The 20313-nt window shown below is 34.8% G+C and carries 18 protein-coding genes; 11 read left to right on the top strand and 7 right to left on the bottom strand.

From position 1 onward, the window contains the following. Positions 1-4 precede the first annotated feature (4 nt). A complete protein-coding gene (locus tag ABYT26_RS06455) occupies positions 5-1534 on the top strand; it encodes a carboxypeptidase regulatory-like domain-containing protein (RefSeq protein WP_372752075.1) in 1530 nt (509 codons plus the stop codon). A gap of 81 nt (positions 1535-1615) precedes the next feature. Here the strand turns inward: ABYT26_RS06455 and rplS are convergent, their stop codons facing one another. From rplS to ABYT26_RS06440, 3 genes are all read right to left on the bottom strand, one after another. Next, positions 1616-1963, bottom strand: a complete 348-nt coding sequence (rplS, locus tag ABYT26_RS06450; protein WP_372752074.1) for a 50S ribosomal protein L19 — start codon at positions 1961-1963, stop codon at positions 1616-1618. A gap of 262 nt (positions 1964-2225) precedes the next feature. Next, positions 2226-3938 carry a dipeptidase gene (locus tag ABYT26_RS06445; protein ID WP_372752073.1) on the bottom strand — a complete coding sequence of 571 codons (1713 nt, stop codon included), beginning with the start codon at positions 3936-3938 and terminating at the stop codon, positions 2226-2228. A 139-nt stretch (positions 3939-4077) separates the two neighbouring features. Beyond that, positions 4078-5808, bottom strand: a complete 1731-nt coding sequence (locus ABYT26_RS06440) for a M23 family metallopeptidase (protein WP_372752072.1) — start codon at positions 5806-5808, stop codon at positions 4078-4080. 139 nt (positions 5809-5947) lie between these two features. On the opposite strand from ABYT26_RS06440, the gene ABYT26_RS06435 reads away from it, so the two are divergent. From ABYT26_RS06435 to rny, 3 genes are all read left to right on the top strand, one after another. Next, complete coding sequence (locus ABYT26_RS06435; protein WP_372752071.1) at positions 5948-6241, top strand: hypothetical protein; 294 nt, start codon at positions 5948-5950, stop codon at positions 6239-6241. Positions 6242-6251: 10 nt separating this feature from the next. Further along, complete coding sequence (locus ABYT26_RS06430; RefSeq protein ID WP_372752070.1) at positions 6252-6542, top strand: cell division protein ZapA; 291 nt, start codon at positions 6252-6254, stop codon at positions 6540-6542. Between the two features lie 186 nt (positions 6543-6728). After that, the gene (gene rny / locus ABYT26_RS06425; RefSeq protein WP_372752069.1) at positions 6729-8264 is read left to right on the top strand and encodes a ribonuclease Y; all 1536 of its coding nucleotides are present in this window, start codon (positions 6729-6731) and stop codon (positions 8262-8264) included. 52 nt (positions 8265-8316) lie between these two features. On the opposite strand, the gene ABYT26_RS06420 is transcribed toward rny, so the two are convergent. Both ABYT26_RS06420 and ABYT26_RS06415 read right to left on the bottom strand, forming a co-directional pair. Beyond that, positions 8317-9177 carry a transglutaminase family protein gene (locus ABYT26_RS06420; protein ID WP_372752068.1) on the bottom strand — a complete coding sequence of 287 codons (861 nt, stop codon included), beginning with the start codon at positions 9175-9177 and terminating at the stop codon, positions 8317-8319. 81 nt (positions 9178-9258) lie between these two features. Beyond that, positions 9259-10140, bottom strand: a complete 882-nt coding sequence (locus ABYT26_RS06415; RefSeq protein WP_372752067.1) for a nucleoside phosphorylase — start codon at positions 10138-10140, stop codon at positions 9259-9261. 183 nt (positions 10141-10323) lie between these two features. Here ABYT26_RS06415 and ABYT26_RS06410 point away from each other — a divergent pair, with 183 nt between their 5' ends. From ABYT26_RS06410 to ABYT26_RS06400, 3 genes are all read left to right on the top strand, one after another. Then, complete coding sequence (locus ABYT26_RS06410) at positions 10324-11136, top strand: prohibitin family protein (RefSeq protein ID WP_372752066.1); 813 nt, start codon at positions 10324-10326, stop codon at positions 11134-11136. Between the two features lie 216 nt (positions 11137-11352). Then, positions 11353-13782, top strand: coding sequence for a DUF5916 domain-containing protein (locus ABYT26_RS06405; RefSeq protein ID WP_372752065.1), 2430 nt, complete (start codon positions 11353-11355; stop codon positions 13780-13782). A 187-nt stretch (positions 13783-13969) separates the two neighbouring features. Then, entirely contained in the window at positions 13970-14431 is a 462-nt protein-coding gene (locus ABYT26_RS06400; protein ID WP_372752064.1) for a DUF4293 domain-containing protein, read from the top strand. A 99-nt stretch (positions 14432-14530) separates the two neighbouring features. On the opposite strand, the gene ABYT26_RS06395 is transcribed toward ABYT26_RS06400, so the two are convergent. Next, positions 14531-15130, bottom strand: coding sequence for a flavin reductase family protein (locus tag ABYT26_RS06395; protein ID WP_372752063.1), 600 nt, complete (start codon positions 15128-15130; stop codon positions 14531-14533). Positions 15131-15260: 130 nt separating this feature from the next. On the opposite strand from ABYT26_RS06395, the gene ABYT26_RS06390 reads away from it, so the two are divergent. Next, positions 15261-15551, top strand: coding sequence for a tetratricopeptide repeat protein (locus ABYT26_RS06390; RefSeq protein WP_372752062.1), 291 nt, complete (start codon positions 15261-15263; stop codon positions 15549-15551). A gap of 27 nt (positions 15552-15578) precedes the next feature. On the opposite strand, the gene ABYT26_RS06385 is transcribed toward ABYT26_RS06390, so the two are convergent. Then, on the bottom strand, positions 15579-16604 hold the full coding sequence (locus ABYT26_RS06385; RefSeq protein ID WP_372752061.1) for a LacI family DNA-binding transcriptional regulator: 1026 nt from the start codon (positions 16602-16604) through the stop codon (positions 15579-15581). 324 nt (positions 16605-16928) lie between these two features. Here ABYT26_RS06385 and kduI point away from each other — a divergent pair, with 324 nt between their 5' ends. The 3 genes from kduI to ABYT26_RS06370 all read left to right on the top strand — a co-directional run bounded on the left by kduI (position 16929) and on the right by ABYT26_RS06370 (position 20007). Further along, positions 16929-17768, top strand: a complete 840-nt coding sequence (gene kduI / locus ABYT26_RS06380; RefSeq protein WP_372752060.1) for a 5-dehydro-4-deoxy-D-glucuronate isomerase — start codon at positions 16929-16931, stop codon at positions 17766-17768. A 42-nt stretch (positions 17769-17810) separates the two neighbouring features. Beyond that, complete coding sequence (locus ABYT26_RS06375; RefSeq protein WP_372752059.1) at positions 17811-18602, top strand: gluconate 5-dehydrogenase; 792 nt, start codon at positions 17811-17813, stop codon at positions 18600-18602. Positions 18603-18738: 136 nt separating this feature from the next. Continuing rightward, positions 18739-20007, top strand: coding sequence for a DUF4861 domain-containing protein (locus ABYT26_RS06370; protein ID WP_372752058.1), 1269 nt, complete (start codon positions 18739-18741; stop codon positions 20005-20007). Positions 20008-20313: the final 306 nt, after the last annotated feature.

The following is a 20313-nucleotide window of genomic DNA, read 5'->3' as shown; positions in this document are numbered from 1 at the left end:
AATTATGAGATCATTCTACCTGCAAAACAGATTTTTTATTGCATTTTTTTTGGCTCTACTTCTTATTTCATGTAATGAATCTACAATTGATCCTGATTTGTACGGTTCTATTAGTGGAACGGTAAATGCTTCAGATGATGAGGGTGGTTTACCTATGAAAGGAGTTAGTTTAACTACTAGTCCAGGAACAACATCAGTAACTACAGATTCTGATGGTTATTTTTATTTTGATGAAGTTGAGGTAGGCGATTATACAGTAAGTGCGAAAAAAGAGGATTACAGTACCGTTACTACGAGTATTACAGTTCGTGAAGGAAAAGAAGTTGTTATGGAATTGGTTATGGAAGTGGATGATGCCGATAGCGAAAGCCCAGATGAACCAATCTATTCTTCACCAGCAGATGCATCTACGGATCAAGAAATAAATGTTGAACTCGTTTGGAATGATGGTGAAACTGATACAGGAGATACTTTGTTTTATGATGTAATTATTTATGAAGAAGGAAGTGTGACCGGTGATACTATTGCAGAAGCAATTACAGATACTACCTTTATTGCTTCTGATTTAAATTTTGAAACAACTTATCGTTGGAAGGTTAATGTAAGTAATAGAGCTAGATATGAAACCGAAGGGCGGGAATGGCGTTTTAGCACTGAGGATTTTCCTCAAAATGGCTATCTATTCGTAAAAGATACATTAGAAAGTTTAGATATCTATTCCTGGGATTTAGCAGATAATCATCTTGTTCGATTAACTTCCGGTGGCGCAAATGAGGTGTCTCCCAGAATTTCGCCCAATGAGCAATGGATTGCCTACACTTCTAATAAATCAGGAGATTACCACTTATACACCATGGATACTAAAGGTGGAAATGTAGTTAAGGTAACAAATGATAAACCTCTGGCTAGTTATCATACCGATGGATCTGGTTTTGTTTGGTCGCCAGAGGGAGATCAATTGCTTTATGGTCATTATGGATCTCTTTACAAAATTGATTCTGATGGAAGTGGTGAAAAGAAAATTGCTTCGGCTCCAGTGAACAGGCAATTTAAATCGTGCGATTGGAGTGATCATTACAACAATGCATCTCAGGAAAAAATTGCGGTTTTAACCCAGGGAGAGAAGCCATATGATAATGAGATATATTTGATGGATTCCGATGGAAGTAATTTGTTTTTATTGGTGGATAATTTGGCAGGAACAATTTCCAGTCCACATTTTTCTCCGAATGGAAGTAAAGTTATTTTTTCTTTAGATACACTATTTCAAGATGATGATGGAAGGCAATTAAACGCTAAAATTTACAGTATAGATGTTGATGGAACGAACCTAACAGATTTGTCAGGCGATGATAAAACAGATGGTACAAATGACCTTCAGGCCAGATTCACCGAAACAGGAGGAAAAATTGTGTTCATGAATGTAGATAACGATGACGAAGGGACTAAAAGTATCTGGGTGATGGATACCGATGGAGAGAATCGAGAGCAAATTATTTCAAATGGAGAAATGCCAGATGTGTATAATCCGTAAGTTTATTATTTTTTGGAATGTTTAGTGCAAAAAAAAAGCCTTCCGAAATGGAAAGCTTTTGTGTTTTTAGGAAAAGGTAGATTAAAATCTTCTTTCTTTAATTCTAGCCTTTTTACCAGTAAGTTCGCGTAGATAGAAAATTCTAGCTCTTCTAACACGACCTCTTTTGTTCACTTCGATTTTATCGATTAATGGAGAACTAAGTGGAATAATTCTTTCAACACCTATGTTACCAGACATTTTTCTGATTGTGAAAGTTTTAGTTGTGCCAGTACCTTTAATTTGGATTACAACACCTCTAAAAATCTGGATTCTTTCTTTGTTTCCCTCTTTAATTTTGTAAGAAACACTAATAGTATCTCCTGCTTTAAATTCAGGATTTTGAATACCTGTAGCGAAAGCCTCTTCTGCAATTTTAATTAAATCCATTGTTTTAATTTGTTAAAGTTCACGAACGCAATGTAAACATATTTACCTATTACCATGTCAGAGATTACGCACGAATTCGCGGCAAAATTAATAAAAAAAACTTAGATAAACATTCTAATTGAGTAAATTTTTAAAGTTGAATGTTATTTTTAAAATGAGCACATACAGTTTAAGCATGTTTTTGCCTAGTATATTTATTCAATTAGCTGTAAAAGAACAAAAGGAATCTTCGGATTCCTTTTGTTCGGTGTGTATCGTTCTGTTAGTGAGCTTCTCCAACAACTTTTAATTTGTCTCCAGTCGTTTTTACGATAGTTTTGTAGAATTCTTTGCTGTATCCTGGTTGTGTTATTTTAGGATTTTGTTTGTTTCCATCTTTTTCTTTAATGTTACCATCCATATATTTTGCGAAAAGGTATCCATAAAAGTCTCTCCATTCTTTCACAAGGTTATTTCCTTGATTGCATGAAAAATCAGTTAAAAACTCTATAGCTGCTAGTTTGTCCTTTTTGATCATTCCTTCTGCAGCGATATCAATAATATTTGTAAAAGATAGGTATTTCGACTCTAAAGTTTTTTGCTTAGCTGCGATTTCTGGATGAATGGCATTATAGCGAGTATAGGCAAAATTACTTACCTGATTAAACACCCAAAAAGCAGATTTATTGGTAAAATCCATCATTTTACCATTGCCAACAGCAAATGATTCTGGAACTCTTGTGGTTCCGCAATATACAGGGAAGTATACTGTTGATGCAGCATCATCAACACCAAACCAGTTTATTCCTCCTACAGAATTGGGTAGCCAATTTCTACTTTGAGCTACAAATGAAAAACCAGTTTGTTGTGTTGCTGTAGCGCGTTCATTGCAGTAACTGACCCCATCAACTTTCCAGGTAAGAGGTCGCCATCTGTATGGATTTCCATAAGGGCCAGCTCCAAAGTCTTCGGCCATATCTAATTCTGTTCCTTCCAAGTGATTCCTCATAAAATCCATCACTTCGGTTACTTTTATTTTTTGATCAGGCTTAACCCATAAAGGCATTCTATTGGTTGCGTAACCTTTATCGTCGTGTTCCACATTTCCTTTGCAGTAATCAAAATATTGATCCATGCCTTCTTTTACATCATTAAAGAAAGACCAAACTCTAATTTCACAAAATCTGGCAGCACCAAAGTCAACAGGAGCGTAGGTGTCTGAAAAACTGAAATCTTTATTTTTACCATCTTTAGGGTAGAATCCTTTTTCTTTTGCAAAAGAGATTACATCTTTAGCATAAACATTTGTGATTTCAGAATTAAAAATTTTGTCCATTTTATCTGAAGAAATAGAAGTTTTTCCTTCTAAGGGGAAAGTAGTGATTCTTGCCTGATTTGCATGGCCACTAACATATCCGTCGGGAATCATACGAGCAACCCAAACGGCACCTTTTTCGCCATTTCCTTTGCCAATCATTTCTAATATCCAAACTTCGTTGGCATCTGATATAGAAAAAGATTCTCCAGAGCTGTAGTATCCGAATGTCTCAACAAGATCGGTCATCACTTTAATTGCTTCACGAGCACTTTGAGCTCTTTGAAGGGTAAGATACATAAGGCTACCATAATCGATAATGGCACCATCTTGCGATCCTAATTCCGCACGTCCGCCATAAGTGGTTTCTCCAATGGCAACTTGAAATTCGTTCATATTCCCAACAACAGAATAAGTATGTGGAACCTGAGGAATTTCCCCTAGGTATTTTCCAGTATCCCATTCGTAAACATCGATCATTGTTCCTTCGGCCCAATCGGTAGCTGGACGGAAATAGAGTTCACCATATAATACATGGGAATCCGCAGCGTAGGTAATCATATTCGATCCATCAACCGAGGCTCCACGAGTTATTAAGTAATTTGTACATGCTCTGGCGTTTGGTGTCGAAAAAACTGACACTAATAAAAGGAGAGCAGTAGCTAAAAAAATCTTTTTCATGTTAACTATTTTAAATGTATTAATTCTGTCGTAAATCGTTTATAGTCGTACAAAAATAGGAAAAAATGGAATAAGTTTTGCAGTAATATTTAAATGTGCAGAACCTTTATTTATCTGTTTTGTAGGTGTTTTTGTTAATCTACCAAAAAAAATGAGTTGTAAATACTGTTTCGTTTTGAACCTTGTCACTTATCTTGATTAATAATTTGTGGTCTTTGTTGGGAACTAATCTTTTTCGATCAAAATTATAATACAAGAGATTGTTTTTGGCATCGTATTTAAACAAGACCCATTTATCATCGATAAAGCCTTCGTAAGAATTAATTCCTGTTAAATCATCGGTAATGGTAAATCGAATGGATTTTTGACCTGATAAGCTTTTTAGTTTAAAGTTAGTTCTAGCTTTAATAACTGGGGGAATAGTGTCGATATCTACGGCAAAATTTCCAAAATATCTGGTTTTAGTTTTTAGTGTAGAATCGAAATAAACTCCACCTTCGTATGTTATGTTTCCTGATTTATTTATCCGGGCGATAAAAAGTTGGTCTGATTTTCCTTTGGGAATAAACTTTGGCTTTATTGAAAGAGTGTAATATTCATTAACGGGTATATTTTCATTATGTATGTGGTGAACATCGGATAGAAAATTGGAGGATGGTTCCATTGAATAGGTAAATGGAATTACAGAATAGAAACTATTTATTGGAAATTTCACTTCCAAGTCATTTTTCTTGAAAATATTCTCCTTTTTATAATCCATTAGAACATCGAACTTAGCAGGAGGAAAGTGTTTTTCAACTTCGTTACCTTTTGCATAAAATCTTAGTTTACTGGTGTTTTTGTTGGCGTCGGAAACCAAAAAATCGATTTTGTAATTGCTGTTTTTCGAAAAGTAATAAATGCCATTATTTGCCATTTTCGAATAGATACTTAATTGGTTATTGGGTTCACGATAACTTTTATGAATTCGTTTTTTTTCTGTTTTACTCAGCTCATAATCAATGTGGCTATTGATGTAAATAGATTCATCAAAGGAAAACTCTTTAAAAGAAAAGTTTGAAATTAAAGTATCGTTTATTGTCATTTTCAGATCGAATATTCCACACTTTCCCCAAGTGTTATCCATATAATCGTTTGTTTGTAATGCGAACCCAATATTTCCGAGAAGTTTTATTTTTGGATCACCTTTTAAATGGTAAGCATTGTTATAGTAGGTAACCGGAAACTGCTGCCTGCTGTTAATGCCATTTACATTGCTTGCTGTATCGAGAGGGTAGATGTATAAATTTACAATTTTGGGAGCTTTTGTGTCCTTGATTTTGAAACCAAAAAGAAGTGGATTTAAAGGATGTTCGGATTTTGTGTTACGAATTTCGAAATGCAAATGAGGACCTGCTGAAGAACCCGTGTTTCCTGAAAAGGCGATAATAGATCCTTTCTTAATTGGAATTTGATTTTGCTCAAGTTGTAAATCAAATTCAAAAGAATTGTTTTTGTACTGATAGGATTGTACAAATTCTTCAATTTCATTATTGAAATGATCAAGATGCGCGTAAACTGAGGTGTAACCATTCGGATGATCGATGTATATAGCATTTCCGTAACCACCAGCCGATATTTTTATTCTACTTACAAAACCGTTAGCTATGGCATAAACCTTTTTGCCTGTTGTAAAAGTTCGGATATCAATTCCTGAATGAAAATGATTATTTCGTAATTCGGCAAAATTTCCTGATAAGGTCATTTGGAAATCTACAGGGGAGCGAAAATAGTTTTGTGGAAATTCCTGATTCTGTGAATGGACCTGTTTAGAAAATAAAAAAAATAGTAAAATAAGAGGAATATAGGTGGATGTTCTGGTTATCTTCATATTATAAATACTGGATTTGTGAATGGATTCTCAAAAGTACAAAAAAACCTATTTTTTCTAAAATGATTTACAAAATACAAACTAATATATTTGATAATCTTCTCAGCAATGTTAATTTTGTAAAAGAAAAATTTTAACGATGGATCGAGATACAAACGAAATAATAAATAGTTTGAAAGAGCAAATTTCAGAACTAATTTTGTTGTACCAAAAATCGAAGCAAGAAAAGGAATCTTTGTTACATGAAAAATTGGAACTCATGGAAAGGATTGAAATTTTGGTAAGAGAAAAGGACGAAATCGACCATCAATACAATACATTAAAGTTAGCAAAAACCTTAGCTGCTAATAGTAGCGATTCGAAAGATGCTAAGGTTAAGATTAACCGAATTGTGCGGGAGATTGATAAATGTATTGCTCTTTTAAACAGGTAGAAATTTGTTTATGGACGAAAAACTTTCAATAAGAATTAATGTGGCAGATCGGTTTTATCCTTTAAAGATAGATCGAACTCAGGAAGAAGTGATCCGAAAAGCTGCAAAAATGATTAATGAAAAGGTGTTGCAATACAAACAAAGATATAAAGATAAAGATACTCAGGATTTTCTGGCTATGGCCTCGTTGCAATATGTGATAAAGGTTATTGAGGCGGAAAATAAAACGGATGTTTCACCAGTTTTAGAAGAGGTGAAGGCCATGGAGCAGTCGTTGAGGGAATTTTTAGATAAAGAATAATTTACATTCTAATAAAGAAAGTAGTAGCCCGCATTATTTCTTGAGCTAGTAACAGTAACGGTTTTATGTTTGTTTTTCTTTTATCCTAGGATAAAGTTAATAGCTGAAAATCGAAATTGTTGTAGGCCTGAGTGATGGTGCGGGTTACGTTATATATATACTAATATTGACTTAATATTCTATGATATGATTGAAATAATAATAGTAGGGTCCATTGCATTTGTTGGTGGTGGCGTTGTTTCTTACTTTGTTTTGCAAAAAGCTCTTAAAACCAAGAGTAGCTCAATAATTAGGGATGCGCAATCGGAGGCAGAGGTAATTAAAAAAGATAAGATCCTGCAAGCAAAAGAGAAATTTTTTCAGTTGAAAACCGAACATGAAAAACAAATTAATTCAAGAAATAATAAATTGCTTTCGGCTGAAACAAAATTTAAGCAAAGAGAAAATGCTTTAACTCAACGAATCGACGAATTTCAAAGAAAAAAGAAAGAAGTTGATGTTGTTCGCGAAAATTTATCGGTACAGATCGATTTAGTAGAAAGAAAATCGGATGAATTAGAGAAGGCAAAAAGACAGCAAATTGAACAGTTGGAAAAAATTTCCGGATTATCAGGAGATGAGGCCAAAACTCAATTGATCGATTCAATGCGAGATGTTGCTAAAACCGAAGCCATGTCGTATGTGAATGAGATTATGGAAGAGGCGAAAATGACTGCTAATATGGAAGCTAAAAAAGTGGTTGTAAAAACCATTCAGCGAGTAGCTACAGAAACAGCAATCGAAAACTCAGTAACCATTTTCCATATTGAATCGGATGAGATAAAAGGTAGAATTATTGGACGAGAAGGTCGAAATATTCGTGCTTTAGAGGCTGCAACGGGAATTGAAATTATTGTAGATGATACACCTGAGGCAATTGTTCTTTCGGGTTTTGATCCGGTAAGACGTGAAATTGCTCGATTAGCTTTGCATCAGTTAGTAACTGATGGTCGTATTCACCCTGCTCGAATTGAGGAAGTGGTAATTAAAGTTCGCAAGCAAATTGAAGAGGAAATTATTGAAACAGGAAAACGTACTGCTATCGATTTGGGTGTTCATGGTTTGCATCCTGAGTTGATTCGTTTGGTAGGTAAAATGAAGTATCGTTCTTCTTATGGGCAAAACCTATTGCAGCACTCGCGTGAAACTGCTAATCTTTGTGCGATAATGGCTACTGAACTTGGTTTGAATGCCAAAAGAGCGAAGCGTGCTGGTCTGTTGCACGATATAGGTAAAGTGCCTGATGAAGAGCCAGAATTGCCACACGCAATTTTAGGAATGAAATTAGCTGAGAAGTTCAAGGAAAAACCTGATATCTGTAATGCAATTGGAGCGCATCATGATGAGATAGAGATGACATCGATGATTTCTCCTATTATTCAGGCTTGTGATGCGATTTCTGGAGCTCGTCCTGGAGCTCGACGTGAAATTGTAGAATCTTATATTAAGAGATTGAAAGATCTTGAAAACTTAGCTCTATCGCATCCAGGTGTACTTAAAACTTATGCAATACAGGCGGGTAGAGAATTACGTGTAATTGTTGGTAGCGATAAGGTTACTGATAAAGAAGCTGAAACATTATCTTTGGATATTGCTCAGAAAATTCAGGATGAGATGACTTATCCAGGACAGGTGAAGATTACTGTAATCAGAGAAACAAGAGCTATTAATTACGCCAAGTAATTTAATAGTTTTGATAGTAAAAAGCCCGTTTCGCAAGAAACGGGCTTTTTAATTATAAAGATTTAAATAAATCTTTAAAGTTTGGAATAAAACTATCTAAATTCAGTTTTTTATACACGCTAATATCATGTTTAACCAATCTTTTAATCATGCTTGTGTTTGAGGTTGATTTGTAATATTTACTTTTAGCCTCGATGTTTTTAACCTCCATAATGTGTTGTAAATCGTCTCTACTAAAAACTGATCCCTTATCTACAGGGTTAATATAAAATACAATGGAGTCGGTGTTTTTTTGATTCATCTGCTTGTTCGAATCATCTTTGTAGCATAGAAGTATGCTTCCTGGGAGGTTGATTCCGTAAATCGGAATATTTAGTTCTTGTGCAATGCCAGCGTAAATAATTGATATGATTATATAATTACCATGTTTTTGCGATAGCACTGTGCCTATATCGCCGTCCCAATTACTTAATTGATTGGGTGAAATGGCTTGATAGTTGTAAATGTTGAAGAAAAAATTATTTAGGATTTTAATTTTTTCGAGAGGTGTGAGTTGATCGTTTAATTCTAGTTGTACATCCTGTTTTATTTTGTCGATACTTTTTCGAATCGAATCAATTAAAATATTCGGATTATAGCTTTTGTTTACTAGTATTGCACCGTCTATCAGCTTTGGGTTTTCTGATTTGCTCCAGTTGATAAGTTCTCTTTTTACATTATTAAACCGGATCTTATTAATGATTATCTCCAGGCGTTCCTGGAAAAGAGGGCTTTTAGATTCTAGCCAGTAATCCTCTAGTTGTGGGATGATGTTTACAGGTAACTCTATTAATTCTTGTTCAATATGTTTTTGAATTTCTTTATCAGGATCAGCCAATAAGGATAATAGAGCTGCTAATTTATTCTCATTCATATCAATGTTTTTGTTATCATTAAATATAGTAAAACCCACAAGAAAAACCAATCTTGTGGGTTGTGTGACTCATAATGAAGATTATTTAGATTTGCTTAGTCGATCTAAAACAGTCTTGATTAACTTTTTAATCGTTGGGTGATAATCTTTACTTGCGTCTTTGTTGATTCTATTTGCTATAATTGCGCAAACTGCTGCCGATTCATGTCCTAGCATGGCTGACAGTCCGAATATTGCAGAGCTCTCCATTTCGTAATTGGTGATTTTTTCTCCTTTGTGTTCGAACTTTTCAATTTTGTCGTTTAGGCTAGGGTCAAGAGTTTGTAGGCGAAGAACCCTTCCTTGCGGACCGTAAAATCCATTGGCCGAAATGGTAACTCCTTTGGTCATATCTTCTCCATCTAGAATGTTTACTAGCTTTTCTGAGGCTGGCACAACATAAGGCGATGCTAGCTTTTGATCCCAATCAACAAAGCGTTTAAAAGCTTCTTCAAATTCTAGGTCGGACACAGAATCTCTATCAGCATAAAAGTTTAACATTCCGTCGAAGCCGATCGATTTGTTTGATAGAAGAAATGAGTCGACAAGAATATTGCCTTGTAATGCTCCTGAGGTTCCTATTCGAACCAGGTTTAAGCTTTTGTGTTCCTTATTAGGAGTCCGTTTCTCCAAATCAATATTTACTAAAGCATCAAGTTCATTAACAACAATATCTATATTATCGGTTCCAATTCCAGTGGAAAGTACCGAAAATCGTTTTCCTTGGTAAGTTCCAGTTTTAGTAACAAACTCTCTATTTGAAATAGTGAATTCTACATGGTCAAAAAAACTAGCTACAAGTTCAACGCGTCCAGGGTCACCTACCAATATAACAGTATCGGCAAGATGTTCTGGTTTAAGGTGTAAGTGAAAAACACTTCCATCAGGATTAATGATTAATTCTGAAGATTTAATTTTTTCCATAATTTTTTAAAATTTACAAGAGCAAGAAGCCTAAAGTATATAAAAATAAATAATTCGCAAACGAAGTAATTGCTTTATTTTTATACTTAGATTAAATTTTAAATTTCGCGAAGAGAGAAGCTCGTCGATTTAATAATATTATATTATCTTTAAATGAAATTTAATTTATATAAATGCAAAATCATGAAGAAACAACCCTATTTTATAGTTATTCTAGGAATTATAGCCGTTATTTTGGTCTTGTCAGGTTCGAGTATGTTTGTTACTCTTGAACCTGGAGAGCGAGGAGTAATATTCCGTAAATTTTCTGGAGGATTAGATAAAGAAAATGTAGATCAGCCCGGTTTTCATATCATTGCCCCTTGGAATAAAATGTTTATTTATGTAGTACGTGAACAGAAAAGTGAAGAAACCATGGATGTATTAGATAAGAGTGGTTTATCTGTAAATATTGATGTTTCTGTTCGATTTAATCCAGTTTACAATAAAATTGGATATTTGCACGAGATTTTTGGTAAAGACTACATCAACCAATTGGTAATCCCTGAGGTTCGATCATCGGTTAGACAGGTTGCAGGTAGATACAATGCTGAAGAAATTTATTCAACTCGAAGAAAAGAAGTAGAAGATGCGATCATCCAAGAAACTTCTACTATTCTCAAGAAGAATAATATTCAAATGAAAGCATTATTGATTCGTTCTATCAATCTTCCTGATAAAATTAAGACTGCTATTGAAAGTAAATTACAGCAAGAACAAGAGGCTCTCGCCTATCAGTTTCGATTAGATAAAGAGAAAAGTGAAGCGGAAAGAAAAAGAATTGCTGCCGAAGGAGAGGCAAAAGCTAATAAGATTATTAATAGTAGTTTAACTACTGCTTTGTTAAAAATGAGAGGAATTGAGGCTACTATAAAACTTTCTGAATCGCCAAACTCAAAAGTGGTTATAATTGGCAGTGGTGATGATGGAATGCCATTGATTTTAGGGAATAATTAAAATATTTATAGAATATAAAAACCGCTTGAGAGATCAAGCGGTTTTTTTTTATGTCCGTATTTGAACAAGTCTGTTCCATCAGGGTTCAGTATTACTTTTAATTTAAATTGGCAAGTGTTTGTGAATTAAACGATATTTGTAAGTGGCATGAATTGTGTTAGCACGATTGATGTAAACTATATTTTTTGCTCAACTACCTAAAAGCTGATTATCAACATGAGTAGATTGATATTTCTTATTTGTTTCGTTTTATTTTCCAATTTTTATTCTGCTTATGGCATGGTTTCTAAAAAAGAGATTGTTGCCCGCAGGGTTCATAATAAACCTGTGATTGATGGAAACCTTACAGATACAGTGTGGCACGGGATTCCTGTTGCAGGCAATTTTATTCAATTTGAACCTGCTAATGGCGAACCATCTCATTATAAAACGGAAGCTAAATTTATCTATACAGATCATGCAATAATTGTAGGGGTGATGATGTATGATGATAATCCCAACAAAATTTTTAAAACAATGAGCAAAAGAGATGATCTGAATAATACAGATTATTTATCCTTACTGATTGATCCCTTTAATAATGGTTTGGATGCATTTGAATTTATAGTGACTCCAGTAGGTGTTCAGTGGGATGCAAAGGTGGTGAAGGGAGATGAAGACTCAAGCTGGGATGCTGTTTGGAATAGTGCTGCAAGGATAAACAAATTTGGATGGAGTGTAGAAATAGAAATTCCCTATTCTGCTCTTCGTTTTCCTGCTAAAGATATACAGTTATGGGGAATTAATATCATTCGAAATATTCAGTCGGTTAGGGAAAAAAGCACTTGGAATTTTATTGATAAGGAAGAAGCTGGTTGGGTGAATCAAAGTGGGGTTTTATTAGGAATTGAAAATGTGAATCCGCCGGTTCGCTTATCTTTTACTCCCTATTTTTCGGCTTATTTCAATAAATCTACAGATGAGTCCTCGGTTGATGTGAGCTATCGGGGAGGAATGGATGTTAAATATGGGATCAATGAGAGTTATACTTTAGATATGATGTTGGTTCCTGATTTTGGTCAGGTACAGTCTGATGATGAAGTTTTGAATTTATCACCTTACGAAGTAAAATTTGATGAGAATAGACAGTTTTTTACGGAGGCAACGGAATTATTTGATAGGGGAGAGATATTTTATTCGAGAAGAATTGGTGGTGAGCCTATGCTTTTAGGTGATGTTGAAGATCAATTGGAAGAGAATGAGAAGATTACCGAAAATCCATTAGAGACACAAATCATTAATGCAACTAAGGTTTCGGGAAGGGATGCAAATGGTTTGGGAATAGGTGTGTTTAATGCTATGACCAAAAATACTTATGCTCATATTCAGGATACTGTTTTGAATGAAAACAGGAAAGTGAAAACCCAGGCTTTTTCCAATTATAATATGTTGGTTTTCGATCAGAGTTTAAAAAATGAATCGTATGTTAGTCTTTTTAATACAAATATGTATGTGCCAAATTGGGATTATGTGGCCAATGTAAGTGGAGCTGAATTTGAAGTTCGTAATGGCGATCGGTCCTACAGTTTGAAGGGAAAAGGAATGCTTTCGCAACGATACGAGAGGAATGAATCGGATGAAATTGGTCATTACCATGAATTGGAGTTTGGGCGTATCAAAGGTAAGTTAAATTGGAATTTTTATCACCGAATGATCTCCGATCAATACAATCCTAACGACATGGGGTATTTAAGTCGCAACAATGTAATTAATAATGATCTTAACTTTTACTACAATAATTCTGATCCTAAGGGGAATATTTTGGAGCGTAATGGTAATGTCCAATTGAATCATGAGGCACGATATTTACCAAAGAGATTTTCCAATTTTACGATTTATTACAATGCCTGGTTAAAATTTAAGAGTTATTTTGCTATTGGTATTTATGGCAATTTTGTACCCTTGCATCAATACGATTGGGATGAGCCTAGGGTGGATGGAATGAAGTTGAGAAAAGGTTCGTCGGCTTTCTCGGGTGTTTGGCTGTCATCTGATTACAGAAAGGATTTTGCTATTGATATTAGTGGTGAGTATGGAAAAAGATTATCCAACGATCATTTAAAAGAGTTTGAAATTGAAATAGAGCCTCGTTATCGTTTTAACGATCGATTTGTAATGGATTTTGAATTGGATTGGGGCAGACAGTTAAATGATTTGGGTTATGTTGATGATGAAGAAATTGACGAGGAATCGGTTGTATACATAGGAGACAGGAACAGGACCTATTTGGAAAATAAATTATCGGGAAGTTATATTTTTAACAACAAAAGTTCGTTAAGTTTAAAAATTAGGCATTATTGGGCAAAAGCTGAATATAATAGTTTTTATCGTTTGCAAGCAGATGGTCGATTATCAGATACGGATTATAGCGAAAATAACGATGTTAATTTTAATCGTTTTAGTGTTGATATGCTTTACAGCTGGAGATTTGCTCCTGGAAGTGAATTGGCGGTGGTATGGAAAAATACGATCTATCATGAGGAGGATGAAATTGCACATCGCTTCATGAGAAATTTGAAAGATATGTTTGATGAAGTGCAGTTTAACAGTTTATCTGTTAAAGTGATTTATTATATCGATTATATGTCCTTGAAAGGAAAAATCTAATTCAAATGGTTGACTTATCCATTAGTTTGCAGAAAAAAATGATTTTTGATATTGGAATTCAGTAATGAAAATGAGTTTTCGGCAAGTGAGTGTAGTTGTAAGAATGTAAAAGTGGTAAAAAGCAGCAGATGAAAATTTGCTGATTTTGTATTTAAGATTAAATTTGCAACAAAAAACTAAATATACGATGATACAAAGAATTCAGTCTTTATACCTGTTTGGGAGTTTTGTTTTGATAGCAATTATGTTCTTTTTTCCTTTGGCCGAGTTGGTGGATGCGTCAGGCACAGTTTACCAATTCTTATACCGTGGAATACCAGCACTGCAAGAGGGTGAGCAGGCTGTTTTTAATGCCATGCCAGTGGCAATTTTGTTGAGTATTATTGCATTAATCAGTCTTGTGAGTATTTTCTTATTTAAGAAAAGAATGCTGCAGGTACGATTAACAGTATTTAATATGATTTGCATGATTGGTGCAATGGGTTTAATTTACTATAGTATCAGTTCTCAGACAAAAGAATTAGCTGCAATCACTGATTATAGTATTATCAATGCATTCCCATTGGTAGCATTGGTTTTGTGTTATTTGGCAATTCGTGAAATTGGAAAAGATGAAGCATTAATTCGTTCGATGGATAGAATTCGATAAGGAATTAAAAAATAAAATAAAAACCGGCTTTTTAAGCCGGTTTTTTTGTGTTTAATTAGATTTCAATATAGCCATTAGTCTTATAACTCTATTTGTATTTTAACCTTTATTTTTCTTATTAATTTTTTCCTTGGTTTTCTTTTTCATTACTGAGTAGCCGAATCGCCCTACCAATTTGCCCAATTCGAAGTAATGACCATGAGAATAGGCAATGGAACCCGATTTAGCTAATGAAAATTCTCCTTTTTCATTAATAAATCGCTCATCAGCTTGCACATTTACTACTTCAGCCATAAACATATCGTGTGAGCCTAGTTCTACGATTTGTGTGAGTTTGCATTCGATACTCAATGGCGATTCTTCGATAATAGGTGCAGATATTTCTTTTGATTTTCCAGGAGTTAAATTCATCTCTTTAAACTTGTCGAAATCTTTACCCGATTTTACGCCGCACCAATCGGTGGCATAGGCCAAATCTTTAGTCGTTAGGTTGATGACAAATTCTCCACTTTCTTTTATGATATTGTAGGAGTGTCGGTTTTTGCGGATAGAAATATAGCACATGGCTGGATCGGAACAGATCGTCCCTGTCCAGGCAATTGTAATAATGTTGTAATTTTCAGGAGTGCTTCCGCAGCTTACCATTACAGCAGGCAAGGGATAAAGCATAGTTCCTGGTCTCCAGTTTTGTTTTGTCATAGGTGTAAGTTTAGGCCTTAAAAATACAAATATCTCATTCTTTTTGCATCCAAACTACGTTATTTATTCTATTGGATCCGAAAATTACCTACATTTGTTTTTCACAACAATCGATAAATATTATACGATAATGACTATAGATGTAGAGAAAACAAAAGCTGAAGCATTTCGGTTGGAAGGATTAGGAGAGTTTCGTGCTGCATTGGCTAAATATCAACAAATTGTGGACGCTGATAAGGAAAATGTAGAAGCATTATTCAGACAAGGAGAAATGCATCATCAATTAGGTGAATTGCCTGAAGCATTAAGTGCTTATATTCGAGTTACTGATTTGGATGAAGAGCATAAAAAAGCCAATGTAAAAGTTCAAATGATTCTCTCGATTTTAAATTACTACAATAAAGATATGATTAATCCTTGAGCGTAAGGAATTAATATGTTAAGTTATTTATTGAAGTCGGTTGCTTGATTCTCTTTCAATTAATTTAATGGGAAGAACTATGGTTTCCTGATGATTTCCAGTTCTTTTAGTAATAATATCAATGAGAAGTTCGGTTGCTTTTGTGCCTACATCAAAACCCGATTGCTCAATTGTAGTGATGGATGGACTTACAAATTCGGAGAATGGTTCGTTGCTAAACCCAACTACAGCTAAATCTTCAGGAATGCGAAGGCCAATTTCTTTGGCATAAAGAATGATACTCAGAGCAGTGGTATCGTTGGCAGCAAAAATGGCATCAGGTCGGTGAGGAGAATCTAGTAGTTTTTTTGCACAAGCTTTACCCTCTTCACGTGTTAAAAGGCTTTCTGTAATAAGATTCTCATCAATCTCAATGCTGTGTTTTCTTAGTGCTTTTAAATATCCTTGTAGACGATTTATGTAAATATTAAGATGCTGAGGGCCACTAATGTGTGCGATTCTCTTGCAGCCTTTAGAAATTAAATGTTCGGCAGCTAAAAAGCCTCCTTTAAAGTCATCTACTACAACCTGGCTAGTTTCTAATTCGTCACATACGCGATCGAAAAATACCAAAGGAATGTTCCGATCGGTAAATGTTTTGTAGTGCTCAAAATTTTCTGTATTAATAGCTATTGATGAAATAACTCCATCTACACGACTGGCAAAAAGCGCCTGCACGCAATCCGATTCCCTTGCTTCTTGGTCGTTCGATTGACAAATAATAACGTTGTAACCCTTTGATCGGGCAAGTTCTTCAATTCCAGAAATGGCCGAAGAAAAGAAGTAACGGCTAATTCGGGGAATAATTACTCCTATTGTATTTGTGCAACTGGTGCGCAAATTAGATGCTAAGGCATTGGGTCGATAACCCAGTTTCTTAGCCATTTCATGAACTGCTTTTTTGGTTTTATCGCTAATTCTGGAATTATCGTTGAGAGCTCTAGAAACTGTTGAACCCGATATTTTTAAGGCTTTTGCGATATCATGAATGGTTATATTACTCTCTTTTTTCATATTTTGTTATCAACGAATTAATTCCATGCAAAGATGCATATTTTTTTTAGAATAGGAGGGGTAAATTGAAATAAAAAGCAATCGATTGCTCAATTGCGTGGGGTTTATTCTTTGTAAATTTAATTGAAATACAGCGTTGTGACTGTGGTTGGTGGAAGAGTATCATCTAGTATTCTTCTTAATTTATTAATTTCGTGATAAAAAAACAGACAATCGATTGCACAAATCAATTACATTTTATTACTTTGCAGTAGTTAAATTGAAATTTTGTAAGGATCAAATATTCAATTAAAAGGTAATATATTATTAAAAAAAAATAAAGCCATGATTAAATACGAAGAAAGATATGCTACGCATCCAGCAGATGCAAAAAATTATGACACTACAAGATTAAGAGACGAATTTCTCATTCAGAACTTAATGGAAGAAGGACAGATTAAACTTACTTATTCGCAATACGATCGATTAATTGTAGGCGGTGTGGTTCCTACCAAACAATCATTACATTTAGAATCAATTGATCCTTTGAAAGCCGATTATTTTCTAGAACGAAGAGAACTTGGAATTGTTAATGTAGGTGGAAAAGGAAGTGTTAGCGTTGATGGCGTAATTTATGAATTGGAGTACAGAGAAGCTTTATACGTTGGAAAAGGGAGCAAGGAGATTGTTTTTGCGAGTGCTGATGCTGTTCAACCTGCTCACTACTACTTGAATTCGGCTCCAGCTCATGAGGTATTCCCAATTGTAAAAGTAGGAAGGGAAGAAGCTATTGTAATTGAGTTAGGTGAGGCTGAAAATTCCAATCGAAGAACTTTACGCAAATTAATAGTTTCAGACACAATCAAAACCAATCAATTGCAAATGGGAATGACCGAATTGCATCCGGGAAGTGTATGGAATACTATGCCAGTGCACACCCATAGTCGACGTATGGAAGCTTATTTTTATTTTGAAGTGCCCAAAGGACAGGCTGTTTGTCATTTCATGGGCGATCCGAAAGAAACAAGACACATTTGGATGGGAAATGAGGAAGCAGTACTATCTCCTACATGGTCGATTCATTCTGCTGCAGGAACTAGTAACTATACATTTATTTGGGGTATGGCTGGTGAGAACCTAAACTATGGCGATATGGATGTTTGCCAGCCAGATGAGATGCGTTAAGAAAATAGAATTGTTGTATTTGAACATAATATATTTAAAACCATGATATTAGATCTGTTTAAATTAGAGGGTAAGGTTGCGCTAGTAACTGGTGCTACTCACGGATTAGGAATGGCTATGGCTACAGCTTTGGCCGAAGCAGGAGCTCAGTTGGTCGTGAACGGAAGTTCCAAGAAAAATATGGATCGAGCAATTGCCGATTATGCGAGTAAAGGTATCGATGCTAAAGGTTATGTTTTTGATGTAACCAATGAGGATCAGGTAATTGCTAATGTAGCCAAAATAGAAGAAGAAGTGGGAGCCATTAATATTTTGGTGAATAATGCCGGAATTATTAAGCGTGTTGCTATGGAAGATATGGAAGTTAGTGATTATCGTCAAGTGATAGACGTTGATTTGGTTGGACCTTTCATTATGGCCAAATATGTTGGCCGTAGAATGATTGAACGTCGAGAAGGTAAAATCATTAATATTTGCTCTATGATGAGTGAATTGGGCCGTAATAGTGTGAGTGCTTATGCAGCAGCTAAAGGTGGTTTGAAAATGTTGACAAAAAATATGGCTACAGAGTGGGGTAAATACAATATTCAAACCAATGGCATTGGTCCTGGGTATTTTGCTACATCACAAACAGAACCTATTCGTGTTGATGGTCACCCATTTAATGAATTTATTATCAACCTTACGCCAGCTGCTCGTTGGGGTGATCCTGAAGATTTAGGTGGTACAGCTGTATTTCTTGCTTCAAAAGCATCCGATTTTGTAAATGGACATGTGGTTTATGTAGATGGTGGTATTTTAGCTACTATCGGAAAACCATCCAATGAAAAATAAGTTTAGTTAGATTAGTAAATAGTGATAGGAAGGAATATAGGAAGAGTAGCCCAATTGGAATAGTGCTTGTGCGTTATTTAATCTCTTCCTATTTTTTTATTCTGTTAGTTCATTTGTACGATTTAAAATTAAGTATATGAAAAGATATTGTTTTATACTTGCTGTATTCACTTTTTTTTTAGGTGCTTGTAGCTCGTCTCCAATGCTTGTGGTTAAGAATGATATGGATCGGGCTCGAAAAGATGCTCCTATTCTACTGCAAAGAGCAGATGTTGAAAAATTGGTAGGTGAAGTTCCACTTGAGAAAGTACCTCTTGTTACCGATGAAAAAGGAAGTTTGATTGCTTCTCAGGCAGATGATTTAGATAAGGATGGTATTTGGGATGAATTAGTGTTCGTTTGTGATTTTGCAGCTAAGGAAGTGAAAAAATTAAACGTTCATTTTGTAGGTTCTAATGAGAAGCCAAAATTTGAAATACGCACAAATGTTCATTTGGGACTTGGAAATATGGAAACAGGTTTTAAAGCAACAGATCATGCATTTTCACCAGAAGGTTTTGTTGGAATTCCTATGGCCTATCAATCGGAAAGTGTAGCTTGGGAAAATGATGTGATGGGTTTTCGTGACTATTTTGATTGTCGAAATGCAAAAGATTTATTCGGAAAATTAATTCCTGATATGCTTATGGATAAAATAGGAACTATTGAAAGTGGAAGTTACCATGAGTTAAGTTCGTGGGGAATGGATGTTTTACATGTTGGTCCTTCTCTAGGATCTGGTGGTTTGGCTCTATTTCAGAACGATTCCTTGTATCGATTAGGTTCTACAAAGGAGTTCGAATACCAGTTGGTTGCTAAAGGTCCGGTTCGTTCTGTTTTTGATCTTAACTATCGTGGTTGGAAGGTTGAGGATAAAGAGCTATCTGCACAGGAAAGAATTTCCATTTGGCCAGGAAAATATTGGTTTCAAAGTGATGTTACTATCATGGGATTAGATCAGGATTCGCAATTGGCTATTGGAATTGTAACAAGTTATTTGAAAGATAAAAAAGCTTTCTCATTTTCGGCGAATAAGGATTTCGAGGCCGTTGCTACTCACGATGTACAATCTTTAAACGACGATTATTTAGGCATGGGAATTTTATTGCCTGCCAATTCTAAACTTGGAACTGGTGATGCTCCAGTCTTAAGTGAAGAGATTATATCGGGTAGCCGTTACAATCAACCCGTTGGACAAACTCATTTTGTGAGTCAGAAAATCAGTGATAATTCAAGTGTTCGACATTACTTTTTTGCCGCATGGGAACTTGAAAATGAAAAGTGGGCCGATCAGAAAAATTTCGAAGATTTAATAAAGAATCAGGCCGACGAATTAAGTTCGCCGATTCAGATTGAAATTAAATAATATTTTTACAGAAAATAGAAGGCAAGTCTCTGTTAAAGAACGTGCTTTCTATGTATTTTGCACTGTAAAGCAAAAGGATTATATAATTTTAGCACGAACATCTAGCTTTGGATTCCAAGTTGCGCGAGTACTTGTTTGTTATACATTGATTTGGTTAGTCAAAGTTTATCCCAGAAAAAAAAGATTAGAATTTTGATGGAAGACTAGCTAGTTGTTCTGTTTTATCATTTACTGTATGCTTCTTTTTATTATCTTATTTTAGGGTGAGATGATTAAGATTTTTAATATCTTCTATTCTTGTACAAT

It is taken from the genome of Labilibaculum sp. (assembly GCF_041595635.1).
Taxonomy (GTDB): Bacteria; Bacteroidota; Bacteroidia; order Bacteroidales; family Marinifilaceae; genus Labilibaculum.
The sequence above is the reverse complement of the archived record's forward strand: the minus strand, read 5'-3'. Positions and strand labels throughout refer to the sequence as shown.